Here is an 18,067-nt window from a genome sequence, read left to right on the forward strand (position 1 = left end):
ATTGTATCTCTTTATTTAAAAATCTTCTTCGTAGTAATTGATCGTGTTTCCCGAATCATTGTCGTTACTATCATTTTCATTTTCGTTGTTTGCGGTATCCTCGGCTTCATCGAGGGAGGTGGATGTTATATCCAAATTTCGGTGAACCAATGTGTCTTTTAACAGAACATGAGGATCAAAATCTTCGAAGTCGAGTGTTTCCCAAAGAATATCTTTTAGTTTATCGATGCCAAAACGCGTAATGGAGGAAATAAATACATAGGGAATATCGGGTAAATCTTGTGCTATCTTTTTCATTTTCTCCTCGTCCACTATATCCGATTTAGAGATGGCCAAAACACGACGCTTATCTGCCAATTGGGGATTGTATTGGATCAGTTCGTTTACCAGCGTGTCGTATTCTTTGCGTATATCTTCAGCATCGGCCGGAATAACAAAGAGCAGCAGGGCATTGCGTTCAATGTGTCTCAAAAAGCGCAAACCGAGACCTTTTCCCTTACTTGCCCCTTCGATGATACCGGGGATGTCTGCCATTACAAACGATTTTCCATCTCGATATTCCACCATTCCCAAATTTGGTTCTAACGTGGTGAAAGGGTAATCTGCAATTTTGGGTTTTGCAGCAGAAACTACCGACAGCAAGGTCGATTTTCCAGCGTTTGGAAAACCTACCAAACCTACGTCGGCCAAAAGCTTCAGTTCCATGATCACCCATCGTTCCTCTGAAGGTTCTCCGGGTTGTGCATAACGCGGAGTTTGATTGGTTGCCGATTTGAATCGGGCATTTCCTTGTCCGCCCCTGCCGCCTTTTAATAAAATAACTTCTTGGCCATGTTCCGATATATCGCATAAAAATTCCCCTGTATCGGCATCATATACTACCGTTCCGCAAGGCACTTCAATGATTTTGCTTTCTCCTTTTTTACCCGATGATTGGTTACGTGATCCGCTGTGGCCGTTTTCGGCAAAAAAATGGCGTTGATAGCGTAAATGCAACAGGGTGCGACAATTGCGGTTTCCGCGCAGGATAATATTTCCACCATCCCCGCCATCGCCCCCGTCAGGTCCACCTTTTGGCAAATATTTTGCCCTGTGGAAATGGACAGACCCACTGCCACCTTTCCCTGAGCGACAAAATATTTTCACATAATCAACAAAATTGGATTCCGTCATTCTTTTTTCTTTGCAATAATATTGTCGACTGCTTGTACAATGGAAGCAAAAATCTCTTCAATAGAGCCTTTCCCTTTAATCTCTACCAGCTTTCCTTGTTTGGCGTAGAATTCCTTTAAAGGAGCAGTTTGGTTATAATAAACTTTCAATCGCGATTCAATGGTTTCGCGGTTATCGTCAGAACGGCCCATTAGTTCTCCTCGTTTGAGAAGTCGGTCAATGAGCTCTTCATCGTCAACCTCAAGGCTGATGACAATGGATATTTCTTGTCCGTATTTTTTCAGTATTTTATCAAGAGCCTCTCCCTGAGCCAGCGTTCGAGGGAATCCGTCAAAAATAAACCCTTTAGCATCCGGATTTTTTTTGATGGTCTCTTCCAACATGCCAATGACTACTTCGTCGGGAACTAATTGGCCTTTAACGATATAATTTTCGGCCATTTTTCCTAATTCGCTCTTTTCTGCTATCTCAGCTCTTAACAAATCTCCCGTCGAGATGTGTTTCAGTCCGTATTTTTCTTTCAAATAATTGCTTTGTGTGCCTTTTCCCGAACCGGGTGCTCCAAAAATAACAATGTTCAACATAGTTTGCTTTTTAATTAGTATGTTTATATTTCTTTCATCACAAATATACGTCATTCGTTTCTTTTTTTTTGGTGAATAACGATTGAAACAATGGCGATTTTGTTGTTTGATAAATAAAAACGGCACTTTTGAGTGCCGTTTTTTTCTTGTTCGAGAGGTACCTGGCGGATTCGAACCGCCGTAAACGGTTTTGCAGACCGCTACCTAGCCACTCGGTCAAGGTACCGAGTAAAGTGGCTACAAAGATAATACATTTTCCCGATTTAATAAAACAACGGATATATTTTATGCAAAGAGACGTTTGAAAGCTTCTTCAACTTTTCGTACCGTTTCAATCTTTATCGCTGTTATTGCAGTAAAACCTTTCAGATTATGTGCCGGGATGAGGATGGAGGAAAAGCCGAGTTTCTCCGCTTCAAGGATGCGTTGTTCAATGCGGTTAACGGGGCGGATTTCTCCCGAAAGCCCTACTTCTCCTGTCAAACAAATGTTTCTGTCTATGGAGATATCGAGACTTGACGATAGAATGGCGCTGATTATCGATAAATCCAATCCGGGATCGCTTACGCGCAGACCGCCTGCTATATTGAGAAAAACATCCTTTTGCGAAAGTTTGAATCCCGCTCTTTTTTCCAATACGGCCAGCAGCATGTTCATTCTTCGGATATCGAAACCGGTGGATGAACGTTGGGGTGTACCATAGGCCGCCGTGCTTACCAGTGCCTGAGTTTCGATCAAAAAAGGTCGGATACCTTCGATTGCGGCGGCGATGCTCACGCCGCTCAATCCTTCATGGTTTTGGGTGAGCAGTAGCTCCGATGGATTGATTACTTCACGCAACCCCGACGAGTTCATTTCGTATATGCCGACTTCGGATGTACTGCCGAAGCGATTTTTTATGCTTCGTAGAATGCGATACATGTAATGTTGATCGCCTTCGAACTGCAAAACCGTATCCACAATATGTTCCAGAATTTTAGGTCCTGCAATGTTGCCTTCTTTGGTGATATGTCCGATAAGCATCACGGGTATACCCGATTGTTTCGCAAACTTCAAAATCGAAACAGCGCATTCGCGCACCTGAGAAATGCTTCCCGGCGACGATTCCAGCGCATCGCTGTAAACCGTTTGAATGGAGTCGATGACAACCAATTGGGGTAATGTGTTTTTGATATGGGTAAAAATCTGATCGAGATTGGTTTCGCAAACAACCAGGCAGTTCTCGTTTTGTATCCCGATTCTGTCCGCACGTAGTTTTATTTGTCTGGCACTTTCTTCTCCCGACACATAGAGCGACCGAATGTGCGGTAGTTTTAATAGAGTTTGCAGTACCAAGGTAGATTTTCCGATACCCGGTTCCCCTCCTATCAACACCACCGATGCAGGAACAAGTCCTCCACCAAGCACACGGTTCAATTCGGTATCGATAAGGTTAATGCGCGGTTCTTCATCGGCTTTTATTTCGCCAAGAGACAATGGCTGACTTTTTATGCCCGAAAAAGAACGCGTATCTTCCTCGTTTGAGGAATCGTTTTTGCCAACGAGTTCTTCTACGAATGTTCCCCATTCGCCACAAGCCGGACAACGCCCCATCCATTTGGGTGATTCATTGCCGCAATTGCTGCAAAAATAAACCGATTTGAGTTTTGCCATCGTTCTTTCTTCGCAAAGTTAGCCATTATTTGCAAGTCAAACGATTAAAATGTGGGTATATCCTCTTGTTTTACCGTAAAAATCTACAAATTATCATGAAATAATTTTAATTCGAAACCGATAGGGGATTCATTTTTTCCATATTCGTTTATAATTAGAACAATAAAAAGTGAGTGACGGAGTGTTTTAGAATTCGATTTTTAATTGTTTTTCAAACAACGTAAAACTTTTGCGATGGTGAGGAGTGATTCCATTTTTTTTGATTGCCTCGCGATGCGAAAGGGTAGGATATCCTTTGTTTTGCGCCCACCCGTAATCCGGAAATTCGTTGTGAAGATTTTTCATGTATTCGTCCCGATAAGTTTTCGCCAAAATGGAAGCGGCTGCTATCGACATGTATTTTCCGTCACCTTTTACAATACACATATGAGGGATATCTTCGTATGGATTAAAGCGGTTTCCGTCCACCAGAATATGTTGCGGTCGTATGGAGAGCTTGTCCAATGCTTTGTGCATGGCTTTTATGGATGATTGAAGAATGTTTATTTCGTCGATTTCCCGAACAGAGCACCAAGCCACGCCATAGCACAAAGCCTGGTTTTCTATAAGGTTTCGCAGTTCGTTGCGATCTTTTTCCGAAAGTTGTTTAGAGTCGTTCAGCTTGGCACATTCAAAACCGGGAGGGAGGATAACGGCGGCGGCAAAGACAGGCCCTGCAAGACATCCACGTCCTGCTTCGTCGCAACCTGCTTCCAAGCAATTGCTATGCATGTAACATGCCAGATGCGGAGACGGTTTTGGTTTCATAAGGCAAGTTCCACCTTGTTGTCGGCAGGCGGATAATCCAATTGAAATGTTGACGAATCGAAATTTTCCTGCCCCATTATTTTACTGAAATTTTTTATTGCGTGTGCCATTTCTTCTGTAAGTTGTTCATCGCCGCAAACATGCAATAGGTTCATCTGAACAATAACATGAGCTAGCGCCTGTCGGATTTCTTTGGGTAACGGTATGTTGAGGCTGTTGATTTTCGATGAAGCCAAAGCTTCTGTTTGTTGGCTGAGTTTCTCTTTGTATTCTTCTGCCAATTGAGGTTTTGGAGGGATCGAATTTACAACATGGGTGTTTATTTTCAATGTATCATTTTCAAGGAGAATCAAGCGATAGGGAAATGGGTATTGAGCCAGACTTCCGGTTTCCACATCGGTAATCGTATTTCCGGCGGTCGAGGTGTAAGATGTGATGTCATTGGAATGAAAGTGTCCGGTAAAAACAATTTTTAATCCGCTGTCTGCAAGAATTTCCGCATTTTTCTTCCGGTCATCAACCAGATATTCCGGGAAGAAGGTGCTTTGATACGGCATATGTTCCACTAAGCCGTGATGCATCATTCCAATTATGTTGATATTTTTTTCTTTTGCTTGGGAGAAAATTTCCAATGCCCATTGCAGCGTTTGTGGGAGAATTCTTCCGGATGAAAGTGTAGAGGTGCGGTATTCGTTGTATCGATTGGTATCGAAACACAGCAGCCATAGGGAATCGTTTATAAATGCAAGGTAGCTCAGCGATGCGGTATCGCGTTTCAAGGCTTTTCCGTAGCCGAAATCCGCATAGATCTGCGCAAATTCTTCGGCTGTAACATTCTCTGCAGGTTCGGTTTTGTCTCCCGTGTATTTTTTTGCTGTGGGAACATTGATGTCATGATTACCCGGAACAACAAAGATTTGTGTTCCGTTTTTTGTTAACGGCAGCAGTTTCTCCTTAAAATCCAGATGGCTCTGCTTTTCCCCGTCTTTGGTTATATCGCCTGGTATGAGTAAAATATCGGGAGATTCATCGCGCAAATCGGTCACTACTTTATCTAGTACCGCATGAAGATCTTCCGTATTCCTCCCCGTCGCTGTTTCGTATTTTTCTAATGCAGCGCCTTTCCCTGCAAGTTGAGACGAAAGATAATGTACATCGCTGATGACTGCTATTTTTATTGGTTTTGCTGCCCAAAGCGATAGTTGGGAGGTTAGGAAAAACAGGATATATAAAAATCGTTTCATTACAGGGGATTCTAAATAAAATGGCTTTATCGGGGAAATAGATAAAAAAATGTGCCGATAATAGCGAGTTAGGCTAATGGCAGCAACGGTTGATGTTTTTATGAATTAAGCAATCGCTCAATTTCTTCAATATTGGCACGAAATCCTTTATCGACTTCCACAAGATCTTTGACGGCGTTGCAGGCATGAAGAACAGTGGAGTGATTTCTGTTGCCTACTTGTGCACCAATTTGAGAAAGTGACAGTTCGGTGTGTTTTTTAGTAAAATACATGATTACCTGGCGAGCTTGAACAATTTCTCTTTTTCGCGATGCAGAGTGAACAAGTTCTTTCTTGATGTTGAAAAAATTACAAACAGTATCTTGAATTTTTTGTACGGTAATGCGTTTTTTCTCGAATTTGATGGTTTGTTCCATTACCCTGCGGGCAAGGTTCATGTCAATATCGCGGTCGTTGATGATGGAATGTGCCATCAGCGAAACAATAACACCTTCGAGGTCGCGTACGTTATCGGTCACATTTTCAGCAATGTAGTCGATGACTTCATTTGAGATGGACAACCCATCGGAAAGTACTTTGTGTTTCAATATTTTCTTGCGCAATTCTTTGTCGGGACGTTCCAGACTTGTGGTCAATCCCCAGCGGAAACGAGTCAGTAATCGTTCTTCCATTCCCAGCATATCCATGGGAGCGCAATCGGAAGTCATTACCAGCTGTTTGTTGTTTTGATGCAAGTGGTTGAAGATGTGGAAGAAGGTATTTTGTGTCTTTTCCAATCCCGATAGTTCTTGAATATCGTCGATAATTAACACATCGATTCCCTGATAGAAATTAATAAAGTCGTTTATGGTATTGAAACGTCGGGCATCTGTAAATTGCACCTTAAAAAGGTGTGCAGAGATATAGAGCACTTTCTTTTCCGGATATCGATCCAGAATTTTTGAACCAATGGCGTGGCAAAGATGAGTTTTCCCTACTCCCGAATTGCCATAGACGAATAAGGGATTAAAAGCGGTTTTTGCAGGATTCTCGGCCACTGCTTCTGCAGCTGTGCGGGCTAATCGGTTACTCTCACCTTCAAAAAAATTGTTAAAGGTATATTTGGAGTTTATTTGAGAATCGAATTCGGGTGTTTCTACGCGTTCAAAAGGGTTGGGAACTTTGACGGCTATTTTTTTTGTAAAATTTTTGTCTCCTGACTGCGCCTTGGTTTCTCCACGAAGCTCTACTGTCGTATTGGTTTCTGTTTCAATCAACACGCGGTAATTCAAGATTGTTCCCTCTCCAATTTCGCGATAAAGTGTCTGTTGAATAAGATCAAGGTATTTTTCTTCAAGATATTCATAAAAAAACTGGCTTGGCACCTGCACTGTCAGCACATTATCTTTATAGTTTAAGGGTATGATGGGTGCAAACCAGGTATTAAACGCAGCTTCGGTAATATTATCCCGAATGACATTTAGACAGTTATTCCATAAAATCTTGAAATCTCCTTTCATTAGTTTATTTGAACTTGTTTTCTTGTTGCTTCTCGAGTACAAATTTTGGAAATATTTTTCAGAAAAAAAAATGGGTTTCTATTTTAAAAACAGCCAACAAAACACAGGATTAATAATCAACCTGATAATAATAAATAATTAAATATCAATTATATATAAATACGCTCTTTTGGGAAACTATTGTAAATCAGCATTTCTATTAAGTGTGAAAAAGTCCTTGAAAATGAGAAAATCACTTCATTTTTGTCCCTTAAATGCAATAATACAAATACTTTTATGATTTTTATAAGAAATGTATTTATTTAGAGCAATTCTATTTAAATGTTTCTAGTATAAAGCACAAATAGGCTTCAATTCTAGAATAGGCGCAATTTTACACTTAAATATTTTTTCGGATTTTTTCTTACATCTTCCAGCAATTTTGTTGCAGTGTTGATGGTAACGATTAAACTGTCGTGGAGTTCTGAACCGTTTGTAAGTTTTCCCAACGAATTGTCGGGTGTGTTTATTTTTTGAGATAGTAAATTCAAATTTGTAATTGTTTCGTCAAGCGACACTAATGTATGGTTGAGATCAGCTGCGTATAATTCATCGCTAACTTTTTTCAGATTATCGATCACTACAGTCAGATCTTGTGTAATTTCAGGAATCTCTTTCCCTATATTATAAATGATATTGTTGATATTATGTGCAGAAGCTTGTAATTCATCTACAGTTCTATTAATTCCGCTGATGGATTGCTGCCATGCAGGATTGGTGAGTAATTGGTTCAATGCTATGACGGTAGAATCAATGTGTAAGAGGAGAGAATCGGCTTTTGGGACAATTTTTTCGGCACTATCCATCATCCCCGCTGATCGCCCTCCGAGCAGGGTATCGCCGGGATTCAAATAACGGGTAGCCTTATTATTGATTTTCAGTTTAACCGGTGATCCGCCAAGCAGGTCAGTGCCGAACTCAAGCGTACTCCCTTCTTTTATTTTAAAGTCGTTATTCAATCTTATTTCTACTGCAAACTTCAGTGGATCGGTACTGATTATCCTAATAGAACTAACTAATCCGATCTGATAACCGTTTACCAATACCGGAGATGAGATATTTAATCCGGAGACATCGTCAAAAACAGCAATATAATTATTCTGTTTTTGAAAAATATTTATTCCTTTCAAAAAATTAATGCCAAAGTAAATTATTGCAAGACTGATAAGGAAGGATAATCCGATGCTTGCGTTTTTGCTTAATTTCAATTTCATAAATAATTATGTTAGTTAATTATTGAATTCGAATACCATTTTGAAATTTAACGATGAAGGCGTCTTTAAATTTTGGTTGTACCTCGTTTAAAATTTTTATGATCTCTGATAGATCGGTTGCACTGCCGTAAGTATATTTATAGACTGTTCCGTCTTTATAAAAACTCACAGGGGATAATCCTTTAAAAGCAGGAGAACCGGCTTCGTATTTTTTGGGCGAAGTCAGAAATTGAACCCGATATTCGATTGCGGTTTCCGATGAAATTGTCTTTTGGTGTTGATTAGTCGTTTCATTCGAAAAAATCCGGTTTTTTTTATCGTAATCTCTTTTGTATTCCTTGAATGCCATGTAAATTGAATTTGCCATGGAATTTTGCCCGGCAGTACTTTTTAAGTATTTCTCATCGTTCGGATTGCTGATATATCCTAATTCGACAAGGATACTCGGCATGGCAACTTCGCGTAGCACAAGGAAGCCGGCTTGTCTGACATCACGGTTTATTCTGTTGGAATTATGAACTAATTGGTGTTGAACCAGCGAGGCAAGACGAAGGCTTTGTTTGAGATATTGATCGGACATGAATTCAAAGATAATGTATGATTCCGGTTCTTGAGGATTAAAACCTTCATACTTTTGTGAATAATCTTCTTCGAGTAAAATAACGGAGTTTTCTTTTTTGGCCACTTCAAGATTGTCTTTGCTTCTATGTAATCCCAAAATAAAGGTTTCTACGCCTTGAGGCGATTGTTGTCGTTTGGATAATGCATTGCAATGAATGGAGATAAAAAGATCAGCCTTTGCGCTATTGGCAATATCAGCTCTTCGATCCAACGCAACAAAACTGTCGTCCTTGCGCGTATAAACTACTTTCACATCGGGGTGTTTTTTTTCAATCAATGCGCCCAGCTTTTTTGCTACCGAAAGTGTGATATCTTTTTCGCGCGATGAGGATCCGAGTGCTCCGGGATCTTTGCCACCATGGCCCGCATCAATCACTACCGTAAATTCCTTTTGCTGACTTGCCACAGGGAATACGGGAAAAAGCAATCCTGCGAAAATAAGTAAAAACAATACTTCGAAATATCGAGACATGCCTTTTCTTTTTGCAAAAATAGTGATAAAAATCGGATTAAATATTTCCAAATAATCATTTTACTGACTGAATAAAGGATATTAAGGTTTAATGACTTTTCTCATTTCGAAATTTTCACTACCTTTGAAAAATTAATTAAACGCTTATGAATCATCATTTAATAGCACCTTCTATTCTCTCCGCTAACTTTTTGGATCTTCGCAAAGATGTGGAAATGTTGGACAACAGCGAAGCGGATTGGATACATTTAGATATTATGGATGGAGTTTTTGTTCCAAATATCTCTTTCGGCTTCCCGGTGATTAATTCGCTTCAATACATAACCGATAAACCCCTGGATGTTCATTTAATGATTGTTCAGCCCGAAAAATTTGTTTTGGAAGTAGCCCGCGTGGGTGCCTATGTGATGAATGTGCATTATGAGGCATGTGTTCATCTGCATAGAGTTATTGAAGAAATCAAAAAAGCCGGGATGAAGGCAGCAGTTACATTAAATCCGCATACGCCAATCGCTTTACTTGAAGATATTTTGCATGAGTTGGATATGGTTTTGTTGATGTCGGTAAATCCCGGATTCGGAGGTCAGCATTTTATCGATCATTCTATAAAGAAAGTTTCGGCTTTAAAGGAAATGATTGTAAAAAAAAATCTTTCTACCCTCATTGAGGTTGACGGGGGCATTAATCTGGAAACAGGCAAACGACTGATTAATGCCGGAGCTGATGTACTTGTTGCCGGGAATTTTGTTTTTTCTTCTGAAAATCCCATAGAAACTATTCATCGATTAAAAAGTTTATAAAAGTCTTTTTTATCAATTTTTTTATCAATACGAACTTTTTGCGTTAGCAATGAGAATGTGATGACTCATATAATAGGGAAAACACCTTTTCTGCGTTTGCTCATTCCCGTTGTGACGGGGATTGTTGCCAATGAATTTGTTCACCCCGTCCCTTCAGCTCTTGTTTTCGGTTTTGCAGGTTTTTTTATCATGTTGCTTTCCTTTTTTATTCCGGAAAACAGAGAATTTCAATATCGATGGGTATTTGGTTTCGGATTGTTCTTGTTCGTTTTTTCTGTGATTACATTGCAATACCGGCAGAAGGTCGCAGACACTTCATTAGGCTATTTAAACGAAAATGTCACTTGTAAAGGGATTGTTCTTGATATTCCGCAGCAAAAACATCGTTCTGTTCAATGCAATATCAAATTGATAGGTCCTGAACAGAAAAAAGTGATCCTTTATTTTGAAAAAGATGCAAAGAGTATCGATCTTCGGCCTGGTGATGAGATTGTATTTCATGCCAAGATGGAGCCTTTCAAAAATTTTGGCAATCCTGATGATTTCAACTATGTCCGGTTTATGAGAATAAAGGGTTTTGCAGGATCGGCGTATGTTCCATCTCAACAATGGAGTAAAACGGGAAATAACATTCAATCGGTTTATACTTTATCGCAGAATTTACGGGCTAAAGTGCTTCATCTTTATGAATCTTTCGGTTTAAATTCCGATGAATATGCTTTCATTGCGGCTCTTACCTTAGGATACAAGGCCAATCTTTCCAACGATCTGCAAGATGCTTTTCGTGCATCGGGTACAGCACATGTGTTGGCTGTAAGTGGATTGCATGTCGGAGTTGTTTATCTTATCCTTAGCGTGCTTTTTTCTTTTCTTAAGAATTCCGGCAAAAAAATAGTTTTGAAACAGTTACTGATCATCCTTTTTCTTTGGGGTTATGTTTTCCTTACGGGATTGTCTGTTTCCGTTATTCGTGCGGCAATTATGCTTTCTTTTTTTTGTTTGGGTAAGATTTTTAACAGAGAGAGATTTTCTTATAATATTCTTGCGGCAGCAGCTTTTTTAATTCTTGTTTTTAATCCGTTGAGCTTTTTCGAAGTGGGCTTTCAAATGAGTTTTTTGTCGGTCTTTGCTATTTTGTTTTTTAAACCAAAACTCGATAAGTTATGCACTCCTTCTCATCGATTTTTTCTGAAAATTCGGGATCTTTTTACTCTGTCCTTATCGGCACAGTTGGGAGTTTTTCCCCTTGTCTTGTACTATTTTGGAACATTTCCAACCTATTTTTTTGTTACGAATTTATTGGTCGTTCCTCTTGTTAGTTTAGTAATCTATGCAGTATTGCCGGTTATCCTTTTCTCGGGACTGAGTCAAGCGGGTTTCATCATTTTTTATTCATTATTTCAAACAATGAGTTGGTTGCTCAATGTGTTGATCCGGATAGTTATTCATATTGTTTATGTGTTTGAATCGTTGCCTTATGCACAGATTTCCAATCACTATCTTTCTTTTTTTCAGGTGGTACTCCTTTTTATTGTTTTATTTGCTTTTGGTGGATATATGACGAAAAAGCGGTTTAACTATCTTTTTGTTGTATTGGGATCCATTCTCGTATTTTTGCTTACAGATACCCATACGATTATTAACAGAACTCTGCCTAGATTTATTGTTTATAACCGACCGGGAATGAGCGAGCTGGGAATTGTTGTGGATAACAGGTCAACGACTGTTATAAGAGAAGGAAATGGCATATTGCCTTATTCTGCCAAGAGAATTGTTAAATTATCGGAAAATATCTACCAATCGAAAATAGCTGAAAAAACGTTTTCGGTCGATTTTTTAATCCTATCGGCAGACAATTCTTTCTCTATGTATACGTTGAACAGTTATTTTTTACCTGAAACGGTCATTCTTGATAGTTCTCTTTCGAAACATACGGTCATGCGTATAATAGAGGAGTGCCGGCAATTACATATAAAAGTGCATGATGTATCGCAAATGGGCGCATTTTCTATAAATTTGTAGTATATTTGCAGCAAAAGACGATGTAGATCGGATAGCTTAAAAGATTGAATGAGAGCAGCCACAATTACAGATATCATCCCCAAAGAACTAATCGACGAAATTCGTTCTTTCATTAATAATTACAATAAAATACTCATCACTACTCACCTTTCTCCTGACGGTGATGCTTTAGGGGCGTCTTTGGCATTGTATCATTATCTTTTTCGTAGAGGAAAGGATGTGAAACTTATTGTTCCTAATTCGTTCCCCTATTTTTTGAAATGGATGAAAGGGACGGAAAATGTTTTGGTTTATGAGTATAATCCTGAAGTCGGACAACATCTTATAATGAATGCAGAATTAATTTTTTGCCTTGATTTCAATGTTCCCAAGCGGATTGGTAAAATGGCTTCTTTTGTAACGGCTTCTAACGCGAAAAAGATATTGATAGACCATCATCCATATCCTGAAAACTCCTGTGACGTAGTGATTTCTTATCCTGAAATTTCTTCCACCAGTGAGTTGATTTTTCGTTTGCTTTATCAAGCGGGTGAGTATGAGTATATAGATAAAGATATTGCAGAATGTATCTATTGCGGTATGATGACGGATACCGGAGGGTTTACATACAATTCCAATGATCCTGAAATATTCGAGATTATCAGCCTGCTGCTGAGAAAGCAAATCGACAAAGATGCGATTTATTCGAATGTTTACCACAATTATACAGAAGAACGTTTTCGGTTATTGGGATTTACGTTGTTGAAGCGGATGAAAATTTACATTGACATTCATTCTGCCCTTATTTATCTGTCGAAAGAAGATCAACAAAGGTATAAGTCTAAAAAGGGAGATACGGAAGGTTTTGTAAATTATCCGCTTAGCATACGGGGTATCGTTTTTTCCGCTTTCATTTATGAGGACGATAATTACATCAAATTATCTTTTCGTTCCCAAGGGAACTTTGCTTGTAATGAATTCGCTGCAGAATTTTTTCAAGGTGGAGGACATTTGAATGCTGCGGGAGGTGAATTTTATGGAACCCTGGAAGAAGCTATTGTTTTATTTGAAACAGGACTCAAAAAATATGAATTGAAGTTGAAAAGTGCATCTCGCTGAAATTTATTCAACGAATGTTTTTAGGTCAGAAGAATCGTTTATTTTTCATAAATAAATATTTTTTGAAGTTGAATTATTTATTTTTGTACCAAATTCGAATTTTATTGCTAAGAATGAGAAAAATAAGTTTTGTAATAGTAGCCATTGCTGTTTTTTTGTTTATAGGGAATTCCTGCGACAATCAGAAAACATATGCGGAATATTTGAAAGATGAATCCAAAGGTATTAAGCAATTCATCGCGGAAAACGAACTCGTCGTTCTCGATGAATATCCCGAAGATCATGTATTTGAACCAAACGAGTTTTACCGTGATCCGGCTACAGGGGTATATTATAATGTGATTGATTCGGGGGGGCGAAAAGCAACTTTTGGTGAGGAAGTTTACATTCGTTTTAAGGGGTTGACATACTTTTTGGATGGCGATACTACACAATACGCTAATATTCTTAGTCCCGATCCGGAAATTTTGGTCTACGGAAACCCCACTACATACTCATGCAATGCCTGGGTCGTGCCATTGGTCCATGTAGGACATTTGGGTAGAGTAAAATTGATAGTTCCGTTTAATCAAGGACTTGCATATGATAAATCATATTATCGTACAGCCTACTATGGAAATCTACAGTATCGTATAGAAAATCCTAATCCGATAAACTGAAATCAATAAAAAAGACATGACACTTATTAAATCTATTTCGGGGATTCGTGGTACAATAGGGGGAAAAGCAGGAGATAACCTGACACCGCTTGATGTCGTAAAATTTACGGCTGCATATGCTACGTTTATCGAAAAAAATCTGCATGGGAAAGAGAAAAAAATTGTTGTTGGACGTGATGCACGCCTTTCAGGTGAAATGATTCACCGACTTGTTGTAGCAACACTCAACGGAATGGGCTTTAATGTGGTGGATATCGGTATGGCTACAACTCCCACCACCGAAATTGCCGTAGTTAAAGAAAATGCTGCAGGTGGTATTATTCTGACTGCAAGTCATAATCCCAAGCATTGGAATGCATTGAAATTGCTGAATTTCAATGGGGAATTTCTGAATGCAAAGGAAGGTCAACAAATTTTGGATATTGCCGGATCCGAAGATTTTGTTTTTTCACCGGTGGAGGAATTAGGTAAAACCATAAGTAAATCTTATCTTCAGCAGCATATTCAACATATATTGTCGCTTGATTTGGTGGATGTTGAAGCGATTAAGTCGGCTAAGTTGAGAGTGGCGGTCGATGCTGTAAACTCCATAGGAGGAATAGCTGTGCCTGAGTTACTTTACGCATTGGGAATAAAAGAAGTATTCAAATTGCATTGTTCTCCCCATGGCATTTTTTCGCACAATCCCGAGCCGCTGCCACAACATTTGACCGAACTTGCTTCTCTGATGAAAAGTTCACATGCCGATATTGGGTTTGCTGTTGATCCCGATGTGGACAGACTGGTTGTTTATTGCGAAAACGGGGAACCGTTTGGTGAAGAATATACCCTTGTTGCTGTGGCTGACTATGTATTACAGCATAAACCCGGAAATACAGTGTCGAATTTGAGTTCAAGTCGTGCTTTGCGTGATATTACCGAAGCTCGGGGTGGTAAATATTATGCTGCAGCCGTGGGTGAAGTTAATGTCGTCGCTAAAATGAAAGAAGTAAATGCAGTGATTGGAGGTGAAGGAAACGGTGGAGTTATTTATCCTTCATCGCATTATGGACGTGATGCTTTGGTAGGAATAGGCTTGTTTTTGACTTATCTGGCAAAATCGGGTAAAAAGGGTTCCGATTTGCGTGCTTCTTATCCTGCCTACTATATGGCAAAACAAAAAATAGAGCTGACGCCCGATATTGATATAAATTTGGTTTTGAATGCTATCAAGGAAGAATTTAAAGATCATGAAATTACCGATATCGATGGGGTGAAAATCGATTTTCCCGATAAATGGGTACATTTAAGAAAATCGAACACAGAACCGATCATTCGGATTTATTCTGAAGCACGATCTCCCGAAGAAGCCGAAAATATCGGAAAACAGATTATAGAAATGATAAATAAATTCAAATGATTAGCTCTAATTTGAGAGGTTTTTTAATATTGGTTTGCAGCGGATTCAGGCAATATTTTTAAGACGAGGATAACTGTATTACATAATGAAAGATAAGTTAATCAGCTATGATGATATAAGAAAAATTCATCCGATTTTCAGAGGAAAACATGGAGATAATTTCATCAACTTGATAATGAAGGTGTCGGGATTGAATTACGTAAATGAAATCTACGATAGATCAAAACACCTTACCGGTCCTGCATTTTGTAAAGATGTGTTGGATAAACTGGAAATAATACGCATCTGGCAGAATATTGAAGTCTTGGATAGATATAAAGACAAACCCTTTATTACTGTGTCTAACCACGCATATGGACACATAGACGGCATTGCTGCAATTGAATTGGTAGGAAGTCGCGTAAATGATTATAAAATGATGGTTAACTTTGTGTTGGGAATGATTGATACCATGTCTGAAAATTTTATTGTGGTTAATCCTTTTAAATCGGAAAAAAATCGAGACGTTACCCTAAACGGCATAAAAGAATGCATCGATCATATTCGTCAAGGACATCATCTTGGTTTTTTCCCTGCCGGTGCTATTTCGGATTTTGCAAGAAAAGGATATAAAATAACGATTGCCGACAGGAAATGGCAGCCTTCTGTTGTAAAATTGATTAAAAAAGCCCGAGTCCCGGTGATTCCCATGCATTTTTCTGGTGGAAATTCACCGCGTTTTTATGCTTTACGCCTTTTGGGATGGCAGGTACGTACATTAGGCCTATGTCATGAATTAAACAATAAAAAAGGGAAAAAAATGGTAATTACCATCGGAGACCCCATTATGCCGGGAGAAATATCGAAATATAAAGACATTGAAGAACTTGGAGAATTTTTAAAATCGAGAACGTATGCTTTAGGGAATGTCAAATAAATTTAGTATTTTTGATATCCTATCCTGTTATGGATTTTATTTTTTGCGGTTTAGAGATTCATTTATGGCAAAACAAAATATTCAACAAGTAAAACAACGATTCGGCATCATAGGTACTTCACCTGAGTTGGATCGCGCTATCGATATCGCTTTGCAAGTAGCTCCCACAGATTTGTCTGTTCTCATTACCGGTGAAAGCGGAGTGGGTAAAGAAATTTTTCCTCAAATAATACATCAGTACAGTGGGAGGAAACACGGCCCTTATTTTGCAGTAAATTGTGGATCTATTCCTGAGGGGACAATTGATTCTGAGCTTTTTGGTCACGAAAAAGGATCGTTTACGGGCGCAACGGCTACCCGTAAGGGTTATTTCGAAGTGGCAGATGGCGGGACTCTTTTCCTTGACGAAGTGGCTGAACTACCCCTTCCTACTCAGGCGAGGTTATTAAGGGTACTCGAAACAGGAGAATTCATCAAAGTGGGTTCGTCAAAAGTAGAAAAAAGTGATGTGCGGGTGGTTGCTGCTACCAATATGAATATGGTGCAAGCTGTGGAAAAAGGGAGATTTAGAGAAGATTTATATTATCGCTTAAATTCGGTTCCTATCCGCATTCCTCCTCTTCGCCAGCGGAAAGAAGACATTCCTTTGCTTTTTCATAAATTTGCTACCGATTTTGCCGAAAAATATATGATACCACCTATTAGCTTAACGAATGCTGCAAAAGAAATGCTCATGGATTATCGGTGGCCGGGCAATATACGGCAATTAAAAAATATAACGGAACAGATTTCTATTATTGAACAAGAAAGGATCATAACCCCCGAAATATTGAAACGATACTTGCCAACCGAAGAAGTAGGCATGGTACCTGTACGTTTATTCGATGTGAAAGAGACCGAACAAAAAACGTTTGCAAATGAACGTGAAATTTTATATCAGGTTTTGTTTGATATGAAAAAGGATATCATGGATTTGAAACAAGTTGTTGCCACTATTTTAACTGCTTCAGGTGACAAAATGAAATCCACTTTTACGCCAGAACGAGCTCATAGTGATTCTTCTTTTGTTTCACACGACCCTGCTTCATTGAATTTGCCATTTAAATATGGCAGAGAGGTTTCTGATGCTTCTTTTAAAGAGGATGTATCAAAGCATGAGGAAGAAATTCAGGAAGCTACGGAATATGAAGAACGAACGCTTTCGTTGGAAGATGTAGAGAAAGATATGATTGTGAAAGCATTGGAACGTCATAACGGCAAACGAAAACCGGCTGCTCATGATTTGAAAATATCAGAACGAACATTATATCGGAAAATTAAAGAATATAAGCTGGAAAATTTATGAAACGTATCCCTTTTTTTGTTCTTGCAGGGATTAGTGTTTTATTGGCTTCTTGTTCCATTTCTTATCGATTCAATGGAGCCTCAGTCGATTATAATACAACAAAGACCTTATATTTAGCTAACTTTCCCAATCAAGCTGCTTTAATATATCCTCCTCTTGAACAGCGATTTAACGAGGAGCTGAAAGATATGTTTATCAGGAATACCCAGCTTCGACTTGTAAATCAAAACGGAGATCTGGAAATTGAGGGGGAAATTGTTGGGTACGAACTTACTCCAATGGCCGTGCAAGAAGATGCTTTTGCTTCGGAAACCCGGTTAACCATGACAGTGAAGATGCGTTATCGTAATAATAAAGATGAAGGTCAGGATAAAGAGGAAACAATATCGGCTTATCGAAATTTTCCTAGTGATCGCTTGTTAACCGATGTGCAAGATCAATTGATTGAGGAACTTTGTAAAGATATAATTGATCAGATATTCAATGCCACGATGTCAAATTGGTAAATTGTATTTTTCTGAT

General features: G+C 38.9%; 16 protein-coding genes and 1 tRNA gene. 8 read left to right on the forward strand and 9 right to left on the reverse strand.

The features are described 5' to 3' along the window. Positions 1–15: 15 nt before the first annotated feature. The 9 genes from obgE to OLM34_RS02905 form a co-directional block, all read right to left on the reverse strand. Positions 16–1,173, reverse strand: a complete 1,158-nt coding sequence (gene obgE, locus OLM34_RS02865; protein WP_264405101.1) for a GTPase ObgE — start codon at positions 1,171–1,173, stop codon at positions 16–18. Continuing rightward, positions 1,170–1,757 carry an adenylate kinase gene (locus OLM34_RS02870; protein ID WP_264405102.1) on the reverse strand — a complete coding sequence of 196 codons (588 nt, stop codon included), beginning with the start codon at positions 1,755–1,757 and terminating at the stop codon, positions 1,170–1,172. Before OLM34_RS02870 ends, obgE begins: the two co-directional genes overlap by 4 nt. Positions 1,758–1,912: 155 nt before the next feature. Then, a tRNA-Cys gene (locus OLM34_RS02875) sits at positions 1,913–1,983 on the reverse strand. Positions 1,984–2,042: 59 nt separating this feature from the next. Beyond that, positions 2,043–3,410 carry a DNA repair protein RadA gene (gene radA, locus OLM34_RS02880; protein WP_264405103.1) on the reverse strand — a complete coding sequence of 456 codons (1,368 nt, stop codon included), beginning with the start codon at positions 3,408–3,410 and terminating at the stop codon, positions 2,043–2,045. Positions 3,411–3,596: 186 nt separating this feature from the next. Further along, positions 3,597–4,217: a ribonuclease HII gene (locus OLM34_RS02885; RefSeq protein ID WP_264405105.1), complete on the reverse strand. Its 621-nt coding sequence runs from the start codon at positions 4,215–4,217 to the stop codon at positions 3,597–3,599. Further along, a complete protein-coding gene (locus tag OLM34_RS02890; protein ID WP_264405106.1) occupies positions 4,214–5,461 on the reverse strand; it encodes a metallophosphoesterase family protein in 1,248 nt (415 codons plus the stop codon). Before OLM34_RS02890 ends, OLM34_RS02885 begins: the two co-directional genes overlap by 4 nt. A gap of 98 nt (positions 5,462–5,559) precedes the next feature. Then, positions 5,560–6,960, reverse strand: coding sequence for a chromosomal replication initiator protein DnaA (gene dnaA / locus OLM34_RS02895; RefSeq protein WP_264405107.1), 1,401 nt, complete (start codon positions 6,958–6,960; stop codon positions 5,560–5,562). A 356-nt stretch (positions 6,961–7,316) separates the two neighbouring features. Beyond that, on the reverse strand, positions 7,317–8,213 hold the full coding sequence (locus tag OLM34_RS02900) for an MlaD family protein (protein ID WP_264405109.1): 897 nt from the start codon (positions 8,211–8,213) through the stop codon (positions 7,317–7,319). Between the two features lie 19 nt (positions 8,214–8,232). Continuing rightward, positions 8,233–9,306, reverse strand: coding sequence for an N-acetylmuramoyl-L-alanine amidase family protein (locus OLM34_RS02905; RefSeq protein ID WP_264405110.1), 1,074 nt, complete (start codon positions 9,304–9,306; stop codon positions 8,233–8,235). 146 nt (positions 9,307–9,452) lie between these two features. Here OLM34_RS02905 and rpe point away from each other — a divergent pair, with 146 nt between their 5' ends. From rpe to lptE, 8 genes are all read left to right on the forward strand, one after another. Continuing rightward, positions 9,453–10,106, forward strand: coding sequence for a ribulose-phosphate 3-epimerase (rpe, locus tag OLM34_RS02910; protein ID WP_264405111.1), 654 nt, complete (start codon positions 9,453–9,455; stop codon positions 10,104–10,106). 60 nt (positions 10,107–10,166) lie between these two features. Further along, positions 10,167–12,128 (forward strand): ComEC/Rec2 family competence protein, encoded by a 1,962-nt coding sequence (locus tag OLM34_RS02915; RefSeq protein ID WP_264405112.1) that lies wholly within the window; start codon positions 10,167–10,169, stop codon positions 12,126–12,128. Positions 12,129–12,176: 48 nt separating this feature from the next. Next, positions 12,177–13,226 (forward strand): DHH family phosphoesterase, encoded by a 1,050-nt coding sequence (locus OLM34_RS02920; protein ID WP_264405113.1) that lies wholly within the window; start codon positions 12,177–12,179, stop codon positions 13,224–13,226. Between the two features lie 113 nt (positions 13,227–13,339). Then, a complete protein-coding gene (locus OLM34_RS02925) occupies positions 13,340–13,885 on the forward strand; it encodes a DUF4827 domain-containing protein (protein WP_264405115.1) in 546 nt (181 codons plus the stop codon). 16 nt (positions 13,886–13,901) lie between these two features. Further along, positions 13,902–15,284 carry a phosphoglucosamine mutase gene (gene glmM / locus OLM34_RS02930; protein WP_264405117.1) on the forward strand — a complete coding sequence of 461 codons (1,383 nt, stop codon included), beginning with the start codon at positions 13,902–13,904 and terminating at the stop codon, positions 15,282–15,284. A gap of 85 nt (positions 15,285–15,369) precedes the next feature. Next, positions 15,370–16,200, forward strand: coding sequence for a 1-acyl-sn-glycerol-3-phosphate acyltransferase (locus OLM34_RS02935; protein ID WP_264405118.1), 831 nt, complete (start codon positions 15,370–15,372; stop codon positions 16,198–16,200). Between the two features lie 64 nt (positions 16,201–16,264). Then, the gene (locus tag OLM34_RS02940; protein ID WP_264405119.1) at positions 16,265–17,545 is read left to right on the forward strand and encodes a sigma-54 interaction domain-containing protein; all 1,281 of its coding nucleotides are present in this window, start codon (positions 16,265–16,267) and stop codon (positions 17,543–17,545) included. Continuing rightward, on the forward strand, positions 17,542–18,051 hold the full coding sequence (lptE, locus tag OLM34_RS02945; RefSeq protein WP_264405121.1) for an LPS assembly lipoprotein LptE: 510 nt from the start codon (positions 17,542–17,544) through the stop codon (positions 18,049–18,051). The genes OLM34_RS02940 and lptE overlap by 4 nt, the downstream gene beginning before the upstream one ends. The last annotated feature ends 16 nt before the right edge of the window (positions 18,052–18,067 follow it).

Origin of the sequence: Anaerorudis cellulosivorans (assembly GCF_025943985.1) — a bacterium.
Taxonomy (GTDB): domain Bacteria; phylum Bacteroidota; class Bacteroidia; order Bacteroidales; family Dysgonomonadaceae; genus Anaerorudis; species Anaerorudis cellulosivorans.